Origin of the sequence: Clostridium akagii DSM 12554, from assembly GCF_000686725.1 — a bacterium.
Classification (GTDB): domain Bacteria; phylum Bacillota; class Clostridia; order Clostridiales; family Clostridiaceae; genus Clostridium_I; species Clostridium_I akagii.
This window is the reverse complement of record NZ_KK366007.1, coordinates 478,323-495,992: the sequence shown is the minus strand read 5'-3', so window position 1 is coordinate 495,992 and position 17,670 is coordinate 478,323. Positions and strand designations below refer to the sequence as shown.

Here is a 17,670-nt window from a genome sequence, read left to right as displayed (position 1 = left end):
TTATCTTTCCCCCTTTTCTACTTCCTCAATAACTACTTTTATAATTTCTTCCTTTTCTTCTAAAAATTCATTTCCCGTGATATTGGTATAAAAAGTACGAAAAAGTTCTAATTTGCTTTTTTCTTTCACTGATATACCTGCTGAAGTTCTAGTGATTTCACTACTTTTTTTTCTATCAAATCTTTCAAGAGATAATACATTGGGATATACCTCTCTAAGCTTGTTTATTGGATCAATAAGTTCACCTTGGTCTGTTAATACCACATGCAAATAGTCTTGTACATTGGTATCTTTGTAAATATTGAGATCTAAGAGTTTACTTAGCTCACCCTTAATCCTTCTCATATCTCTTAATGGTACTAGTTCTTTAAAACTTATTTTAGCACTGCCACTACCATCTAAGTCTACAATAGTTACACCCTTTTTATGATTCACCTCTGAAAATGAATACTTTAATATAGAACCAGAATATCTTATGTATTCTTTACTTACCTTCTGATTTCCATGTAAATGCCCCATTGCTACATAGTTAAAAGATGAAAGATAATTTACATCTACAAAATCTGTGCCTCCAATTGACAATGGTCTCTCAGAGTCACTTTGCTCAAGAGCCTCGGCTCCTGTTATATAACCATGTACCACCGCTACATTTCTCTCTGAAGTATCCAACTCAATTCTATTAATTATAGCTTTCATAGCATCATCATGAGTTTTTATGCCTTCATCCCGAAGAGTTTCTCTCACCTCTGCAGGATCGGAATATGGAATTAAATAAAAATTCAAAGGGCCATATTCATCTTTTAATGTTACCTTAGCCGCAGTTCCATTATATTTTCCTTCTATATAAAGTCCTTTGTCCCTTAAAATTTTATTAGCAAAACTTACCCTATCAGCACTGTCATGATTACCGGCAATGGCCAGAATAGGTACTTTAAGTTCCAGCAATATTTTTGAGAATGTAGAATCTAGTAGTTCTACCGCATCCACTGGTGGTATACTCCTGTCATACAAATCTCCTGCGATAACAATTACATCTGGCTTTTCTTCTTTTATTATCTGGATTAGTTTTTCTAGTATGTACTCTTGATCTTTTGTCATATGTACCCCATTAACAATTTTACCTATATGCCAATCCGCAGTATGTAGAATTCTCATAAAAACACCTACTTTTAATATCTAGTGTATTAACTTGTACACCGAATGATTTTACCAATTTTTTAATAAAACTTGCCTCTTGATATTTAAATATTCATCTAAAGTCGTAGGCATCTTCAAAAAACAATGACCACCTATGCTGTCCTGTTTTTTTCAGATGCCTTAGTTAGCCTTTTATGCCATACTATATTTTTAAAGACTGTTTATATATTTATATATTTTTTTATTCCACATTCTATATTTTTCAGGACACTCATTTTTTAGAACCTTCATAAAGTCGTCAAGTACCCCTAGTCTTTTTAGTCCTTTGGATAGATGTCTTGGAAAATCTCTATACTTTGAAAAACTTTTTTTGGGATCAATTATTCTAAGATTCCCATCTGGCTCCACAAATATATCCTTACAGCGTATATCTCGTTTGGTGAATTTTAGTTTATCAAATTCTTCAAGTAACAAAATCATCTTACTAGCCAAACTTTCACTAAATCCATATTCTTTAACATAATCGCTTAGTGATTCACCACCAACATAATCTCTAATCATATAGTTTCCACTCATTCCGTATACTCTAGGAAAATATTTATTTCCATTAACCTTGTTTAAAATATAATATTCCCCCCTACAGCTACTTTCCGTGATACATACCTTCATCACTTTTCCATCAGGTAGTAAGTATACAATTCCATTATGTCCTTTGCCTAAAACGGTGCATTGTAAAAGATTTATATTAAAATCTTTTATATATTTTTGATAAGTGCTTATGATAAAACACTCCTTTTTTTATTGCTATGTACTTTTAATCTTATTGCATCATAAACTTTCTCTATTAAATATTATATTCAAATTTTATTATTGTGTTATCCCAAATTTTATAGTACCTAATTACTCAATTTCATTTAATTTATAAGGCGTTTCCTGATAAACATAATAGTTAAGCCAATTAGAATACAATAAATTAGCATGTCCTCTCCATCTTACAACTGGTGCCAAGGTAGGATCATCATTAGGAAAATAATTTTGTGGTATGTTTATTTTAAAACCATTTGAGATATCTCTATCATATTCTTCTTTCAATGTCAGTGCATCATATTCCGAATGTCCCATGACAAAAATTTGTCGTCCATCTTTTGATGCAACTATATACACACCTGCCTCTTCAGATTCAGAAAGTATTTCAAGTTCAGGCACTTTTACTATATCCTCTCTTCTTACCTCTGTATGTCTAGAATGTGGTACATAAAAAGTATCATCAAATCCACGAAGCAGTTTAACATTTTTTTTGTTTATGCTATGTTTAAAAACGCCATTTTTCTTCTCACAAAGTGGATATTTGGGTATGCCATAGTGGTAATAAAGTCCTGCCTGTGCACCCCAGCATATATGAAAAGTAGAATAAACATTTGATTTGCTCCATTCCATAATTTCTTCAATTTCATTCCAATAATCCACATTTTCAAAATCCAAGTGCTCTATGGGAGCTCCTGTTATTATAAGTCCATCATATTTATTATCTTTTATATTATCAAAGGTTTCATAATATTTTATTAGGTGTTCTTCAGATGTATTCTTTGAAAAATGAGTTTTTGTATTGATTAAAGTTATATCTATCTGAATTGGTGAATTAGATAAAAGTCTTAATATTTCAGTCTCAGTAGTTATTTTAACCGGCATCAAGTTCACTATAGCTATGCTCAATGGTCGTATATCTTGCTTAGACGCACGTGCCTCATTAATAACAAAGATGTTTTCACTATTTAAAATTTCAGTTGCAGGGAGTTCATTTGGTATATTTATTGGCACAAAGACCCATCTCCTTTCAAACATAAATTGATTTTTAATTTATAATAAATGTATACATACCTAAAATTATAAATCAAATCATTAACTACTTCAATACTGCCCTGACTTCTTCACAAAAATAACTACTGAAAATCCTATATTTTTTTCAGATTTCAAAAAGCATTATTTGCAATATTTATAGCATTATATGCAACTCATTTTACATGGTTTGCATATATAATAATATAAGAAGAAAATAAATATTAGGCATCATCCGAAAGAAATACTCATTATAATAGTATTTTTTGTTTAAGTGATGCTCTATTTGAAATAATTGGAGGTTACCTATGAAAATAGTGGTACAAAAATTTGGTGGCACTTCTGTGTCCTCTGAAGATAGAAGATTTATGGTAACAGAGAAGGTTTTAGAAGCTATTGCAGATGGTTTCATGCCCGTGGTTGTAGTTTCTGCCATGGGAAGGAGTGGTGACCCTTATGCCACTGATACGCTACTTTCCTTACTAGATAATAATTTTAAAAATGATAATTTACAAGCATGTGATTTACTTATGAGTTGTGGAGAAATTATAAGTACAGTAGTAATGAGTAATGATTTAAATAAAAAATCAATTAAAGCTGTGCCACTTTTAGGCGGTCAAGCTGGAATAATTACAAACAGTAACTTTAGCAATGCTACTGTTCTCAGAGTTAATCCTGAAAAAATACTCGAAATCTTAAATGAAGGTAAAGTCCCAGTAGTTGCAGGCTTTCAGGGTTTAAGTGAAGATGGATATTTAACAACCTTAGGTAGAGGTGGAAGTGATGTCACTGCGAGCCTCATTGGCTTAGCTATAAAATCAAAAAAAGTTGAAATCTACACAGATGTAGATGGAATAATGACAGCTGACCCTCGAGTTGTAAAAGAAGCTTCCCTAATTGAAGAGATAAGCTACTCAGAAGTTTACCAATTTGCAGACCAAGGTGCTAAAGTTATACACCCAAGAGCAGTTAAAATTGCTGCACGTGGAAATATACCTTTGATTATTAAGAATACCCTTAATAGTAGCAATGGCACACTAATAAGTGCTACTTGTAATGATAAATGTAATAATTTCATCGATGGAATAACTCAAATGGACAATAGAGTCCAAATTAAATTTTCTGCCTCTTGCAATGATGAAAATGAAAATTATTCTACTATACTTGATTTGCTAGCTGAAGATAAAATAAGCATAGATTTAATCAATGTATTCCCTAAAGAAAGTATTTTTACCATAGACAAAAATGATTTTATTAGATTTGATAAAGTTACTAAAGTTTTAAATTTAAAATACTCTTGTGAAAAAAATTGCAGTAAAATTTCTCTTATTGGAAATAAAATGGCTGGTAAACCTGGTGTCATGGCAAAAATCGTAAAAACCTTAAGACATGAAAATATTGATGTTTTGCAAACCGCCGACTCCCATGAAACAATATGGTGCCTTGTAAAAACTGATCTTGCTCATAAAGCCGTAAATGCACTTCATAGGGAATTTTGCACTAGTAGCCAAAAATAAGTGACAATTTTGCCTTTGCACGTACAGGTTCTGATGATTGTTTGGTAACTTCACAAAAATTGATCAGAAAAGAAGATACCTCCCAATGATTAAAAAATCATTGGGAGGTATCTTCTTTTGTTTGATATCTGGAACCTTACAAATGCCCCTTAGATGAAGTCTATTTGTTGAATTATAAATTTATCAAAGTCAATTTGGTCAATAAAATGATTTTGGTTGAATGTAGTTCTTCTTCTATTATTATATTCTTTAACATTTGGGGACAACCAATAAGGTTTTGAAATATCAAGTTTATAACACAGTTCTTTAATGCAGGCTTTCAAATTCTCCTGGTAAGACCCTTCTATATCAGAAATTACCACAGTTTCTTTTATCATTCTGTTGTTTTTTATAACCTTTCCCCATATTTTCAGCATATTTTCTCCTGTTCGTAAATAAAATTTTTCTTACACTATCCCAGTTTAGCACTATATTTCTCACTTTGACCAATTTCTATAGCAAGCCTCACCACAAAGTCCACAGTTTTTTTTGTTGATTCTTTATCTGTATATTCCCTCTGTGATTTTTTTATATCATCGATAAGCTTACCATCTGAGGCAAACAAGTCTTCAACTGTAGCTTTTATATTATTATAATCACGGCATACTATACCCAAATTATTTTTTTCTATATAATAAGAATTCTCCTCTTCTTGCCCAAGTAATGCCCCTGTTATTATTGCAGGTAAGTTTGAAGCAACAGCCTCCATCAAAACATTAGGACTTCCCCTGGTAATCAATACATCAACATCTTGCATAAGCCTATTGACAGTTGTAACATATCCATAAATTTCAAGTCTATCCCCATACTTATTAGAATATTTGTTTTCAAGTTTATTTTTTAATATTGTATTTTTTCCAGCAATAATTTTCACCTTACAATTAAAGTTTTCAAGAAGTATTTCTGCTATATTACCTAAATTTCCAACACCTTCTCCTCCACTCATAAGTAAAAATTCTATGTTTTTTTGAAATTTATCACTAATAATAATATCATTTTTATGTTTCAAGTTGTAAAATCTTGAACGCACAGGAAATTTCACAACTTTAATTTTTGATTCTAAAGCTCCAAATCCAATACACTTATCTTTAGCTTCTTCTGTTGGACATATTATAAGATCTGCCCTTTTATCTACCCATAAGGGAGTTATACTTATTAAATCAGCAATTAACGTAACAAATGGTACTCTATAACCGTTTTTATACAATATATTTAAAACTGGGCCATTAAAATTAGGATGAATTGATAAAATGAGATCAGGTTTTTCCATGTCTAATATCTTTATGAAGTTTTTTTCCATAGTTTTTTCAGTCAATTTTATTATAAGTTCTGGCCTTTTTAATGAAATATTCCAAACAGCCTTCCACAATACTCTTGCTCTCCTAGTTAAAAATCCATATGATTTACTTACTGTATTTCCCAAAGTTCCATTTGTGTTAAATCCTTCAATAACCTTTGCATTAACATTTTCAAGTTTATCAAATTGCTCCAATAATGCTTCAGCTATGCTTTTATGTCCAGATCCAGTGTTATTTGAAGATATAATTAATATATTCACGATTTCTCCTCCTTGTTTTATGGGGATAAATGAATTATTAAACAACACATAAATAAATTTAGCTTTAATTAGCCAATCCTTATACATTAAACCTTATGCAAAATACAAAGTTAAAATGCACCCAAAAGTTAGTATTCAAAAATATAGATCTACTTTGCAAGTACTTTCTGCTTATCTGTAATTACTTCATTCATACTACCATGTGCTCTCATGTCATCTCTTTATTTGTTTTATAAATCTTTCAATTCTTGTCATGGATTCTAATATGTTATCCATGGAAGAAGAGTAACACACTCTAACAAATCCTTCTCCACATTCACCAAAGGCATTTCCTGGTATAACTAAAACCTTTTCTTGCTTTAACAATTTTTCACAAAATTCATCAGAGTTTAGTCCCGTGGATTTTATACATGGGAATACATAAAATGCACCTAAAGGCTCAAAACACTGAAGCCCCATTTTTTTAAAACTTGACACAATTACGCGTCTTCTTCTGTTATATTCGCTAGTCATTTCGTAAACTGAGGTTTCACCATTTTTCAAAGCTTCAATGGCTGCATATTGAGCCGTAGTAGGTGCACACATTATTGCATACTGATGTATCTTTTTCATTGCATCTATTAATATTTTATTTCCACATACATATCCAAGTCTCCAGCCAGTCATAGCATACGCTTTAGAAAACCCATTTATCACTAAAGTTTTATCTCTTACTTCTGGAAAACTTGCTATAGATACATGTTTATTACCATAGGTAAGTTCTGAATATATTTCGTCTGACAATATTATTATATCTCTTCCTTTTAATATATCAACTATCTTGCTTAGTTCTTCTCTTGTCATAATAGCTCCTGTGGGATTGTTTGGGAAAGGAATTATTACTACCTTAGTCCTTGAAGTTAATGCAGCCTCTAAAAGTTCCGGTGTAAGCTTAAATTCATCTTCTGCTCTTAAATTTATAATTTTAGCTTTAGCTCCAGTAAACGCTGTACATCCTTTATAGGCTACAAAGCTAGGCTCTGGAATTATTACTTCATCCCCTGGTCCTACAAGTGCTCTTAAAGCAATATCTATACCCTCACTTCCACCAACGGTTACAATAACTTCTTCATTATAATCATAATTTAGGCCATAATTTTTACTTAATGATTTACATATTTCCTTTCTAAGTTCAGCAATACCTGCATTAGCAGAGTAATGGGTATGTCCTTTCTCTAAGGAATAAATACCTGCTTCTACTATATTCCAAGGGGTTACAAAGTCTGGTTCACCTATGCCAAGTGATATGGCATCATCCATGTCATATATCATATCAAAATATTTTCTTATTCCTGAAGGTGGCATATTATTTACTCTGTTTAATATCATATCTTCTAGCTTCATATAAAAGTAACCTCCCTATCATCTTCTGGTTTTTCCTTAAATATTATTCCTTTGTCCTTATATTTTTTTAAAACAAAATGGGTAGCTGTACTTAAAACATATTCTTGAACTGCAAGTTTTTCTGCTACAAAAAGGGCAACTTCTTTAATAGTCTTTCCCTCGATAATAACTGTTAAATCAAAACCGCCTGACATTAGATAGCAGGATTTAACCTCTGGAAATTTATATATTCTTTCAGCAACTTTATCAAAACCTACCCCTCTTTGAGGTGTTATTTTAACTTCAATAAGTGCAAGTACTGATTCTTTACTAGTACTATCCCAATTTATTAATGCAGAATATCCCGCAATAATATTTTTTTCTTCATATTCTTTTATTGCCTGGCTAACTTCCTCCACAGTTCTACCTGTCATTTTTCCTATTTGTTCTACAGTATAATTACTGTTTTTTTCAAGAATCTCAAGAATCTCATCCATCGAATACAACTCCTAATTTATTATTTTATAAAAAAAATATACTTTCATCCTATTAAGTGGACAAAAATATATTCATAATGCCACCATAATTTCTCCATAGTGTTCACAATTTCAAACTATTATACCAATATAAAATTATTTGTTCAAGGTCTTAGTTATCTATTTATTATTTACTTCTGATTTTACTTTTTCCGGCTTCTTTGTTTTAATTTTTGAAAGTATCCCTGGAACCATATCAAGTAAATTATCTAAATTGCTTTTACCATTAATAGGTAGCAGTGTAACTTTATCATCTTTAATCACAACTATAGCATTCGGAGTAACTTTTGCTGCCGCGCCAAGTCCGCCTCCTGCCCCTTGCTTTTTATCAGCTTGCCCCTCACCTGTTCCACATCCAAACACCACACTAATAATTGGTACTAATGTTATGTCACCAACCACAATTGGTTCACCAACCACAGTTTCAGTTTTTAAAAATCTTTCCAAGTTCTTAAATAGAGAGTCCACATTATCTTTTATCGATGATATATTTTCCATTTTCTATTCCTCCTAGCATATAAGATAGTTTTATATTATTTGTTATTTTATTAAGCTTCCTTAAAAATTTTTCTCACATTATTTTTAAGCACAAACCTTAAAGTTTTAAAACCAATAATAAAAATACTTAATTTTCCTTCGCAGTTAATGTTTATATTTATATTTTCATCTAAAAATGATGGGCTGAGATCAATATCTACTGGTGATACTATAGTCTTTACAATAGGAACTAGCGATGCTATAACACCTGTGACTAATGGATCATCAAACCCATATGTCCCACGTATTACAAATTTTTTTGGTTTTATTAGATTACCAATTTCATAAAGAAATCCAACTGTTTTTTTAATTAATTTATACCCAATATATTTTAAATTCAATGTTTTTTTTACTTTAGAATTTGTTTTTTCACCAACCGCAACTTCTTTTTCTTCTTCACATTTCTTGTTATATATTCTCAAATTAAACAAATATATTTTGAAGTTATTTTTATTCTGAAATCTCTCATGCTGGAATTTCACTAATCCCCAAAAAAATTTTACACTTACAATCCCATTTATATCATTACTTATATTGTAATTTATATCATAGGTATAAGGAACTACTAATACTATAATTGATATTGTTATAAATACAATTAGTATTATTAATAAAATTTTAAAAAACAAAATCAACACAAACATAATATCAACCTACCTAAACTATTTGTCTATATATCAGAGAATTCTATATTGATTCTTTCTGTATCCGTTTCAAAAAATGTTTTGTTTTCTTTACTGCTTTTTATGTGTTTAACTGGAAGTTTTACAATGAATTCACTACCTTTACCTATTTCACTTTTAACCTTTATATTACCTCCATGAAGCTCTACAAATGATTTTACTATAGATAGTCCTAGTCCTGTGCCCTCTTTGTTTCTACTTAAAGTTTTGTCTACTTGTCCAAACTTTTCAAATATAACCTTTTGTTTGTCTTTTGGAATACCAATACCTGTATCTTTTACTGAAATCACAATATAATCTTTTCCATCTTTAATATTAACATATATCTCCCCACCTGAGTTAGTGAATTTAACAGAATTTGATAGTAAATTTAAAATAATCCTTTCAACTTTATCACAATCAAATGCCATATTTTTTTCTTCTACGTCAGTATCAAAAATAAGCCTAATACCTCTACTTTCAGCATAATATGCTACTGATAAAGTAACATCTTCCACAAAACTAATAATATTTTTATTTTCAAAATGAAGTTTTGAAAACCCATTATCTGTTTTAGTTGAATCCAATAGGTTATTTATCAATTTTAAAAGCCTGTAACTGTTATTTTTTATAATTTTTACGTAGTTACTTCTCTTTTCAATGTATCCATCTTTGTGTTGATTGTACAAATTTATCATCTGTAATGAAGAAAATATAAGGTTAAGAGGAGTCTTTAATTCATGAGATATATTGACAAAAAATTCCATTATTTCTTTATTCGATTTTCTTGATTCCTCTAATAGTTTGGAATTCTTTTGTATGTCTCTTTGTAATTGTTTCACTTGTTTTTCTGCACTTATATTTCTAAAAACACTTAAAATTGTAGCCTTCCCTTGATAAATAAAAAAGGCTGAAGTATTTTCTATATTTATAAGTATATTATCATAATTTAGTATCCTATGTTCAAATACAGTTTTAATATTTTTTTCTTCATAAATTTGTTTAAACTGTGTTTTAATTTTTTCATTATCCTCATTTGGGAAAAAAGAATAAATAGATTTAGAAATTAAACTTGATGTTTTTTTAACCCCTAAAAGTTTAGTTGCACTCTCATTTGCAAATATCAACTTATCGAAATGATGAATTAATATAGCCTCATAGGAATTTTTGATAAATAAATTATAACATACTTTATTTGTCATAACATATTTTTCCATTTCCCTGTTTTGCTCATCTTTTTTTTCTATTTCACTATTTAAAATCATTAATTGATGATTTTTTTTCTTTATGCTATTATCTATAATTCTTATATAACATAAAATTGGCCATGCAAGTAACATAAACACAACAATTAAAATTAAATCATTCCGGAAATAATAATTTACACTTGTTATAGGCTTGTATGTCAAATCTATACACAAAATTATTACAGATGAAACTACTGTTATAAAAGTTCCAAACTCTACGCTGACTTCTATAGTAGAAGAAATAATCACCAGTGTTAAAAAATATTTAAAATAATTTCCATAGGTGTTTGTAATAATTATAAGTACGGATATAATTATAATAAACATTAGATTATCTGACATTCTAATTTTTTTACTATAACTATATCCTAATATTTTTATCATTATATGCCATATCATCCAAAAAACTATTGATATTTGAAAACATAATAGTAATATAAGTCTAATCCTAAAATCAATATTGTAAAAGTTTATAAAAATTTCATTACATATGGATATACTGCTAAAAATTAATATTCCTATTCTTATAATCCATATAAATTTATTTATCTTGATTTCATCACTAATATTCTTCCATTGCTTCATTATAATCCATCACGTCCAATTTAATTTATAAAAACATAATATAGCAACTTAAAAGATGTAATTATATATATTAACAGTTAATATTATTATACTATAAAAATAAAGGCGTAATAATTAATATATACCATATTTCAATTATAAACTAAAATTATTCTTCGTCATATATGTCCAAGAAAGAATGCTTAATACCATCTTTTTCCCATCCTACAATTGAATCCATATTAACATTTTCCCCAGCTTTAAAAATTGATTTATCCACATCCTTAAAACTTTTTTTAAGCTCCGCAATTAAATCCTTAATTTCTTTTCTCTTACTAGAAGTTTTATTGGCAGCAACTATACATCCACAGTTCATGGTGGAGAGTCCATTATTCCTAACAAATGCTTTTATATCATCTTCTTCTATATAATACAATGGTCTTATTAGCTCAATTCCTTCAAAATTCGTAGATTTAAGTTTTGGTTTCATAGTTTTAAAATTTCCTGAACAAAATACATTAAGCATTGTAGTTTCAATGACATCATTAAAATGATGCCCAAGTGCAAGTTTATTGCAACCAAGTTCCTTGGCTTTATTATAAAGCGCACCTCTTCTCATTTTGGCACACATATAACATGGATAATCCTTTGCAATCTTCTCCACAACTTCAAAAATACCAGACTCAAATAATTTCACTGGTATTTTTAAATACTCACAATTATTTAGCAGTAATTCCTTATTACTCGCATGGAACCCTGGATCCATAGCAATAAATTCAAGTTCAAAATTAACTTCAGTATACTTCTTTAATTCTTGAAACATTTTAGCCATTAAAAGACTGTCTTTTCCACCAGAAACAGCTACTGCAATTTTGTCATCCTCTTCAATTAAATTAAATGTTTTAATTGCATTTATAAATTTGGTCCATGTACTTTTTCTATATTTTTTAATTATACTGCGCTCTATTTCTTCCAATGGTTTTATGTCACACAATGGGGTAATAACTTCACATCCACTTCCTGCAATAATACTCAAATGATTCACCTCACTTAAAATTCAATTTTTATTCATTGTATTTTATAAATTGAAACTTTGTAACATCAAACAATCCTTGATCCGTAATTCTAATCTCTGGTATAACTGGTAGTGCAATAAATGACAATGTAATAAATGGATCTATATTTTCATTTATATTAAGTTTTTTAGCTTCTTGAAGCATCTTGTGTAATGTATTCATAACATATTCAGAAGATTTATCACTGATTATTCCTGCAATTGGTAACTCTAAAGTTCCTTTCACTACTCCATTACTTACAACTGTATAGCCACCATTAACTTTTTTAAGTTCCTCTACTGCTATCAACATGTCTCTATCATTATCGCCAATGACTATAAGATTATGTGAATCATGTGCTACTGTGCTTGCTATAGCCCCACCTTTAATGCCGAAATTTTCCACTATCCCAAGTCCAATGTTCCCAGTTGCTTTATGTCTTTCTATCACCGCTACCTTTGAAAAATTTTCATCTTGTATAAATTCTCCATTTACTAAGTTAACCTTTTCTATTTTCTTTTTAGTTGTAAGTTCATTTGCAATAAGACTTATTACAGGAACTCTATCCGTTTTTAATCTTATTTTTAAATCTTCCGCTTTTACACTTTGAATTCTCACTGTATTAAAAACGTTTTTATCATAAATTTGTGTAGATATATTAGCTATTATTTTTTCATTATCATATACCAAATTCCCACGATATAATACTTTATGTACAATAAAGTCTTCAAGACTATCCAATATTAAAATATCTGCTGAATATCCTGGTGCTATGGCCCCAAGCCTTTTAAGTTTATAACAATTTGCAGCATTTATCGTAGCCATACAAATTGCATCTATTGGATTAACTCCAAGTTTAATTGCCTTTTTAACATTATAGCTTATATGTCCATTTTTTTTGATATCATCAAGATGCTTGTCGTCTGTACAAAATATACATCTATCAAGATTAAATTTATATTTTACCAGTCCACTTACGAGTTCTTCTAAGTTTTTTGCTCCAGACCCTTCTCTGATTTGAACATACATTCCAAGTCGCAATCTCTCAAGAGCCTCATCAATTGTTGAACATTCATGATCCGTCATTATCCCAGCTGCTCTATATGCATTAAGTTCTTTACCTTTAAGATTTGGAGAATGTCCATCAATTGTTTTTTCATCAAATAAATCTATTTTTTTAAGTATTAATTCATCTGCTTTAACTACAGATGGATAATCCATTACTTCCCCAAGTCCTAGTATCCTATCATTTGATAAATGAAGTGCCATAAGTTCTGCTGTTAAATCCGCACCATTATTTTCAAAAGGAGTACTAGGTACACATGAAGGCATCATAAAGTATATGTTAATTGGTAAATTTTTAGCTTCATTAAGCATAAAATTAATACCATTTATCCCGCAAACATTGGCAATTTCATGGGGATCTGCAATAATAGTTGTAGTTCCATGTGGTATCACCGCCTTAGCAAATTCTCCAGGCGTAACCATTGAGGATTCTATATGAACGTGACTATCAATGAGACCTGGACAAACAAATCGTCCTTTTGCGTCGATTTCTATATCACCGTTATAATCTCCAATTCCTACAATTTGATCCTTACATATAGCGATGTCACCCTTGATAATTTCTTTTGTAAACACATTTACAATGTTTGCATTTTTAATTACCAGATCTGCCTTATGCCTTTTCATTGCCACATTTATTCTTTTTTGTTTCATTTCCACACTCATGTTTTTGCTCCTCATATATATATTAATTATATTAATATTACGACATCCTAAAATAAATAACAAGAGAATTAAGCTATAATGCCTATCTGTTACAGTATTAAATTATATATTGATATATTTATGACAAGCTGATAAAATGGTTAAGTCAGACAGTTCGTAAGCTTCCTGTCTATAAATAAAACTACGCGAGGAGAATAAAATGAAAAATTTTTTTACAACAAAAAACTTAGTAAAAACGGCTATGGTAGCTGCTATCTATGGTGCACTTACACTTTTTATATCACCAATTGCTTATGGTCCAATACAACTTAGGTTAACTGAGGTCATGGTACTACTGGCTTTTATTGATTTTGGTTATGTACCAGGTCTAGTTTTAGGTTGCGTTATTGCAAATCTATTTAGCCCAATTGGTATTGCCGATGTAGTATTTGGGAGTTTGGCAACTTTTATAGCTGTTATTATGGTAAGTAAAACAAAAAATCTTTTGCTGGCAACGCTTTGGCCTAGCATTGTAAATGGTCTTATCATTGCTCTTGAACTTTATTTTATATCCAAGGTTCCATTTTGGTTAAGTTTTGGCGAAGTGGCTATAGGTGAATTTATAGTAGTAACATGTATAGGATATCCTGTGTTTAGATCATTTTTAAAAGATGAAAGATTAGTTAAATTTCTTAAATTTGATTAATTTTTTAAAGGGAAGTCATTTTTGACTTCCCTTTAATTTGCATTTTATTAGATAGTATTATTATTTTAAAACCAGCCTTATTTAAAAATTTTTAATATAAAAAATAGCAAGCTCCGTCCTATTCCTTAAATTCAATTTTTCACTTCAACAATCATACAATCACATCCTAAAGTATTATAATAACTTAAATTTGTTGAACTTTTTAGTAACATGAGGAATAAAATATATATGACAAATGTCATAGCAAATTAAATGGAAACTCGATTCGCTGTGCTCGCTGAGTAAATTCGAATAGCAAAATGTGAAATTTTGATTCTCATTCTATGATATTTCGTTTTTTGCTAGTGGCATACACTTGTATAGATATAGATTATTTTTTTAATGGAAACTCAACTCACTGCGTTCGCTGAGTAAGTTCCACTGGCAAAATTAAAATTTTGAGTGTCACTTAGGGGAGATATTATGAGTTTTAATGAATTAACAGGTAAAGTTATAACTCCTTCAGATAAAGAGTATGATATTTTAAGACTTGAATACAACCTAGCAATTAACAAATTTCCTCTGGCAATTGTTTATTGTTATGATTATGTGGATGTATCTAATGCTATAAAATGGTGTAGAAGAAACCATGTGAGACTGCGCATTCGTAATGGAGGTCATAATTACGAAGGTTATTCAACAGGTACAGGTATTTTAATAATCGATACACTTTATATGAACAAAATTGATATTGATACTGAACAAAATATCGCAAAAATTCAATCTGGTGCACTACTCGGAAATATTTATTCAAAACTTTGGGATCAAGGTTATGGTTTCTATGGTGGAACATGCCCTTCAGTTGGAATATCAGGTCTAGTATTAGGTGGTGGAATAGGTTTATCCTGTAGAAATTTTGGTTTAGTAACAGACAATCTTTTGGAACTACAAATAGTGGATGAAAGTGGCAAACTACTAACTGTAAACCGCAATATTAATCCCGAATTATTTTGGGCTTGTAGAGGAGCAGGTGGTGGGAATTTTGGCGTAGTAATCTGCTACACTTTTAAAGTTTATAAAGTGGACAAAATTACTCTTATACAACTTAGATGGGATGGATCTTCAAGAGATAAGTTCTTTGATTTATGGCAAAGATGGTTAAAAACCGCACCAATAAAGATTAGCTGTTTTTCTGGTTTTAACAAAAATAGCATATATTTAAATGGATTTTTCTATGGAAGCAAATCAGAGGCCGAAAAGATTTTGGAAAAGTTTTTACTACTTCCTGGGTTATTAGACGATTCTTCAATAGAACATGTACCTTTTATTGATGCAGTGGGAGCTATTGGTTCTTTTTATGGACCACCAAATAGATTTAAAGCCACAGGTAGATTTGTATACAGAACCTTAACTAAAGGAAATATAAAAAATTTAATTGAATATGTGGACATGAGTCCTGGAGAAGATAGCTGCTATATTAGACTATATTCTTTGGGTGGAAAAATAAAAAATTTACCTAATAATTATTCTGCATATTACTACAGAAGTGCAAAATATATTATTGGTATAACTGCAGATTGGGAAAAAGATGAAAATGCAAAACTCTATACTAGCTGGGTTGAAGAGGTTTTTAAATATGTTAAACCACTAACAGATGGCTGCTATGTAAACTTTCCTTATGCTGAGCTTAAAAATTATGGTTATGCCTACTACGGCGGCAATTATCATGACCTAAAGAAGGTAAAAAGAACCTATGACCCAAATGATATATTTAAATTCCAACAATCAATAAAACCTTAATATGTAATGATCAGCAATGCCTTATATTATATTATATTATATTGTTGTATTGCTGATTATATACATTTTTATCTATATAGCCCTTATTTTAATGGAAACTCCACTCCCTACGCTCCCTGAGTAAGTTCGAATGGCAAAATTAAAATTTTGAGTGTCACTTATGCATGAGATAGCAAAGGAAACATTAATTTATTATCTTGCAATAATTCTGCTTTATCCTCCATAACAAATAAGGTTGTGTCATCCTGACGAAATAATTTTATATCATAGTTATTTACATCATTAGGTGTAAATCCAAAATCTACAGTTTTTACTTCTTTATTTGTAAGCAATTTAATAATAATGTCTAAATCAACCTCTGAATCTGAAAATATATCCTGTAAATGTAATGTATCACCATGAAACTCGGCAATTACAATTACATTTTCTTCTCTTAAGTAGTAAACATTGTCACTCATAAAGGAAGTACAATAAAACATGACCTGTGCTACATTCTTTAGTATTGTTAACTTTGACATTGAAATTGAATTATTAGCTTTTTCAACAAGTAATTTTTTGTTATTTTCTAAAGACATGTCTAGCTTTTCTGCGACTATATCTTCATTCTCATTTATAATTGTTTTAGAATATTGATATTCACTAGTAGAAGTAAATCCAAATTTCGGATAGAACTCTAATGCACCATCATTAGCAAATAAATATATCATATCACATTTATTATTATATTCTTCTATGACTTTTTCCATAAGATATCTAGCTAGTCCTTGGTTTCTATATACAGAATCAGTCATCACTGTTCCTATTTGTATATATCTTTTCCTTTCTCCTAAAACCAAACAATTAACAATACTAGCTGCAACACTGGCCACAATATTTTCACCATCCATTAGTGAATAAGGTCGGTATCCACTTCCCCAATATCCCCCTTGATACCACTGTTCAAAATCAAATCCATATATTTTTTGTGTTAACTCATTGTAACTTTTTCTAAGCAAATCATTGTGTTTAAAATCCTTTATATAGGTATACTTTTTACCGTTAATTAGCACTTGATCCATGGTTATCATCCTCTCAATATCATTCTCATAGTACATTAACAATATCATTGGACTTTTATGAAGACAACCTTAGATTTAGTTCTTAAATAAAAATTAGTAGATAAAATAGATAAATAATAGCATGATCCAAGTTATATTAGTATTAACAATTCAAGCTATAAACAACTTAAATAACTTCCCAATATAAATAGACCATATTGGAAGTTATTTATTTGTGGTAATATACTCCTTTTCTAGCTAGAAATTATGATTTTTTAAGGAAACTCCACTCGCTACGCTCCCTGAGTAAGTTCGAATGGCAAAATTAAAATTTTGATTATTGTCGATTATATATCCTTTTCATGATAGAAATCATGATTTTTTAAGG

16 protein-coding genes are annotated in these 17,670 nt (G+C 29.9%); 3 read left to right on the top strand and 13 right to left on the bottom strand.

The features are described 5' to 3' along the window. From BR66_RS0117830 to metA, 3 genes are all read right to left on the bottom strand, one after another. Window positions 1–1,155 carry an exonuclease SbcCD subunit D gene (locus BR66_RS0117830; protein WP_026884125.1) on the bottom strand — a complete coding sequence of 385 codons (1,155 nt, stop codon included), beginning with the start codon at window positions 1,153–1,155 and terminating at the stop codon, window positions 1–3. A gap of 192 nt (window positions 1,156–1,347) precedes the next feature. Then, window positions 1,348–1,698: a hypothetical protein gene (locus tag BR66_RS26505; RefSeq protein WP_242841180.1), complete on the bottom strand. Its 351-nt coding sequence runs from the start codon at window positions 1,696–1,698 to the stop codon at window positions 1,348–1,350. A 339-nt stretch (window positions 1,699–2,037) separates the two neighbouring features. Continuing rightward, complete coding sequence (gene metA, locus BR66_RS0117820) at window positions 2,038–2,955, bottom strand: homoserine O-acetyltransferase MetA (RefSeq protein WP_026884123.1); 918 nt, start codon at window positions 2,953–2,955, stop codon at window positions 2,038–2,040. Window positions 2,956–3,281: 326 nt separating this feature from the next. Here metA and dapG point away from each other — a divergent pair, with 326 nt between their 5' ends. Continuing rightward, window positions 3,282–4,490 (top strand): aspartate kinase, encoded by a 1,209-nt coding sequence (gene dapG, locus BR66_RS0117815; RefSeq protein WP_026884122.1) that lies wholly within the window; start codon window positions 3,282–3,284, stop codon window positions 4,488–4,490. Between the two features lie 149 nt (window positions 4,491–4,639). On the opposite strand, the gene BR66_RS0117810 is transcribed toward dapG, so the two are convergent. The 9 genes from BR66_RS0117810 to ade form a co-directional block, all read right to left on the bottom strand. Next, a complete protein-coding gene (locus tag BR66_RS0117810; RefSeq protein WP_026884121.1) occupies window positions 4,640–4,906 on the bottom strand; it encodes a hypothetical protein in 267 nt (88 codons plus the stop codon). 35 nt (window positions 4,907–4,941) lie between these two features. After that, a complete protein-coding gene (locus BR66_RS0117805) occupies window positions 4,942–6,087 on the bottom strand; it encodes an MGDG synthase family glycosyltransferase (protein WP_051624291.1) in 1,146 nt (381 codons plus the stop codon). A 213-nt stretch (window positions 6,088–6,300) separates the two neighbouring features. Beyond that, window positions 6,301–7,470 carry a pyridoxal phosphate-dependent aminotransferase gene (locus BR66_RS0117800; RefSeq protein ID WP_026884119.1) on the bottom strand — a complete coding sequence of 390 codons (1,170 nt, stop codon included), beginning with the start codon at window positions 7,468–7,470 and terminating at the stop codon, window positions 6,301–6,303. After that, on the bottom strand, window positions 7,467–7,946 hold the full coding sequence (locus BR66_RS0117795; protein ID WP_026884118.1) for an Lrp/AsnC family transcriptional regulator: 480 nt from the start codon (window positions 7,944–7,946) through the stop codon (window positions 7,467–7,469). The genes BR66_RS0117800 and BR66_RS0117795 overlap by 4 nt, the downstream gene beginning before the upstream one ends. 159 nt (window positions 7,947–8,105) lie before the next feature. Further along, the gene (locus BR66_RS0117790; RefSeq protein ID WP_026884117.1) at window positions 8,106–8,483 is read right to left on the bottom strand and encodes a GerW family sporulation protein; all 378 of its coding nucleotides are present in this window, start codon (window positions 8,481–8,483) and stop codon (window positions 8,106–8,108) included. Between the two features lie 50 nt (window positions 8,484–8,533). Beyond that, a complete protein-coding gene (locus tag BR66_RS0117785) occupies window positions 8,534–9,166 on the bottom strand; it encodes a hypothetical protein (protein WP_026884116.1) in 633 nt (210 codons plus the stop codon). 26 nt (window positions 9,167–9,192) lie between these two features. Continuing rightward, window positions 9,193–10,815, bottom strand: a complete 1,623-nt coding sequence (locus BR66_RS0117780; protein WP_242841179.1) for a PAS domain-containing sensor histidine kinase — start codon at window positions 10,813–10,815, stop codon at window positions 9,193–9,195. Between the two features lie 349 nt (window positions 10,816–11,164). After that, on the bottom strand, window positions 11,165–12,031 hold the full coding sequence (locus BR66_RS0117775; RefSeq protein WP_026884114.1) for a tRNA 2-thiocytidine biosynthesis TtcA family protein: 867 nt from the start codon (window positions 12,029–12,031) through the stop codon (window positions 11,165–11,167). A 28-nt stretch (window positions 12,032–12,059) separates the two neighbouring features. After that, a complete protein-coding gene (gene ade, locus BR66_RS0117770) occupies window positions 12,060–13,781 on the bottom strand; it encodes an adenine deaminase (RefSeq protein ID WP_026884113.1) in 1,722 nt (573 codons plus the stop codon). Window positions 13,782–13,980: 199 nt separating this feature from the next. On the opposite strand from ade, the gene BR66_RS0117765 reads away from it, so the two are divergent. Together BR66_RS0117765 and BR66_RS0117760 are read left to right on the top strand one after the other, a co-directional pair. Next, window positions 13,981–14,466 carry a QueT transporter family protein gene (locus tag BR66_RS0117765; protein ID WP_026884112.1) on the top strand — a complete coding sequence of 162 codons (486 nt, stop codon included), beginning with the start codon at window positions 13,981–13,983 and terminating at the stop codon, window positions 14,464–14,466. A gap of 462 nt (window positions 14,467–14,928) precedes the next feature. Then, on the top strand, window positions 14,929–16,245 hold the full coding sequence (locus tag BR66_RS0117760) for an FAD-binding oxidoreductase (RefSeq protein WP_026884111.1): 1,317 nt from the start codon (window positions 14,929–14,931) through the stop codon (window positions 16,243–16,245). Between the two features lie 158 nt (window positions 16,246–16,403). On the opposite strand, the gene BR66_RS0117755 is transcribed toward BR66_RS0117760, so the two are convergent. Next, window positions 16,404–17,303 (bottom strand): GNAT family N-acetyltransferase, encoded by a 900-nt coding sequence (locus tag BR66_RS0117755; protein WP_026884110.1) that lies wholly within the window; start codon window positions 17,301–17,303, stop codon window positions 16,404–16,406. Between the last annotated feature and the right edge of the window lie 367 nt (window positions 17,304–17,670).

What these genes read in the sequence shown, in the direction of transcription:
- dapG (WP_026884122.1), top strand. Translation starts at nt 3,282, where the DNA reads ATGAAAATAGTGGTACAAAAATTTGGTGGCACTTCTGTGTCCTCTGAA.
- BR66_RS0117800 (WP_026884119.1), bottom strand. Translation starts at nt 7,470, where the DNA reads ATGAAGCTAGAAGATATGATATTAAACAGAGTAAATAATATGCCACCT.
- BR66_RS0117790 (WP_026884117.1), bottom strand. Translation starts at nt 8,483, where the DNA reads ATGGAAAATATATCATCGATAAAAGATAATGTGGACTCTCTATTTAAG.
- BR66_RS0117810 (WP_026884121.1), bottom strand. Translation starts at nt 4,906, where the DNA reads ATGCTGAAAATATGGGGAAAGGTTATAAAAAACAACAGAATGATAAAA.
- BR66_RS0117830 (WP_026884125.1), bottom strand. Translation starts at nt 1,155, where the DNA reads ATGAGAATTCTACATACTGCGGATTGGCATATAGGTAAAATTGTTAAT.
- BR66_RS0117755 (WP_026884110.1), bottom strand. Translation starts at nt 17,303, where the DNA reads ATGGATCAAGTGCTAATTAACGGTAAAAAGTATACCTATATAAAGGAT.
- BR66_RS0117780 (WP_242841179.1), bottom strand. Translation starts at nt 10,815, where the DNA reads ATGATAAAAATATTAGGATATAGTTATAGTAAAAAAATTAGAATGTCA.
- BR66_RS0117795 (WP_026884118.1), bottom strand. Translation starts at nt 7,946, where the DNA reads ATGGATGAGATTCTTGAGATTCTTGAAAAAAACAGTAATTATACTGTA.
- BR66_RS0117760 (WP_026884111.1), top strand. Translation starts at nt 14,929, where the DNA reads ATGAGTTTTAATGAATTAACAGGTAAAGTTATAACTCCTTCAGATAAA.
- ade (WP_026884113.1), bottom strand. Translation starts at nt 13,781, where the DNA reads ATGAGTGTGGAAATGAAACAAAAAAGAATAAATGTGGCAATGAAAAGG.
- BR66_RS0117765 (WP_026884112.1), top strand. Translation starts at nt 13,981, where the DNA reads ATGAAAAATTTTTTTACAACAAAAAACTTAGTAAAAACGGCTATGGTA.
- BR66_RS26505 (WP_242841180.1), bottom strand. Translation starts at nt 1,698, where the DNA reads ATGATTAGAGATTATGTTGGTGGTGAATCACTAAGCGATTATGTTAAA.
- BR66_RS0117785 (WP_026884116.1), bottom strand. Translation starts at nt 9,166, where the DNA reads ATGTTTGTGTTGATTTTGTTTTTTAAAATTTTATTAATAATACTAATT.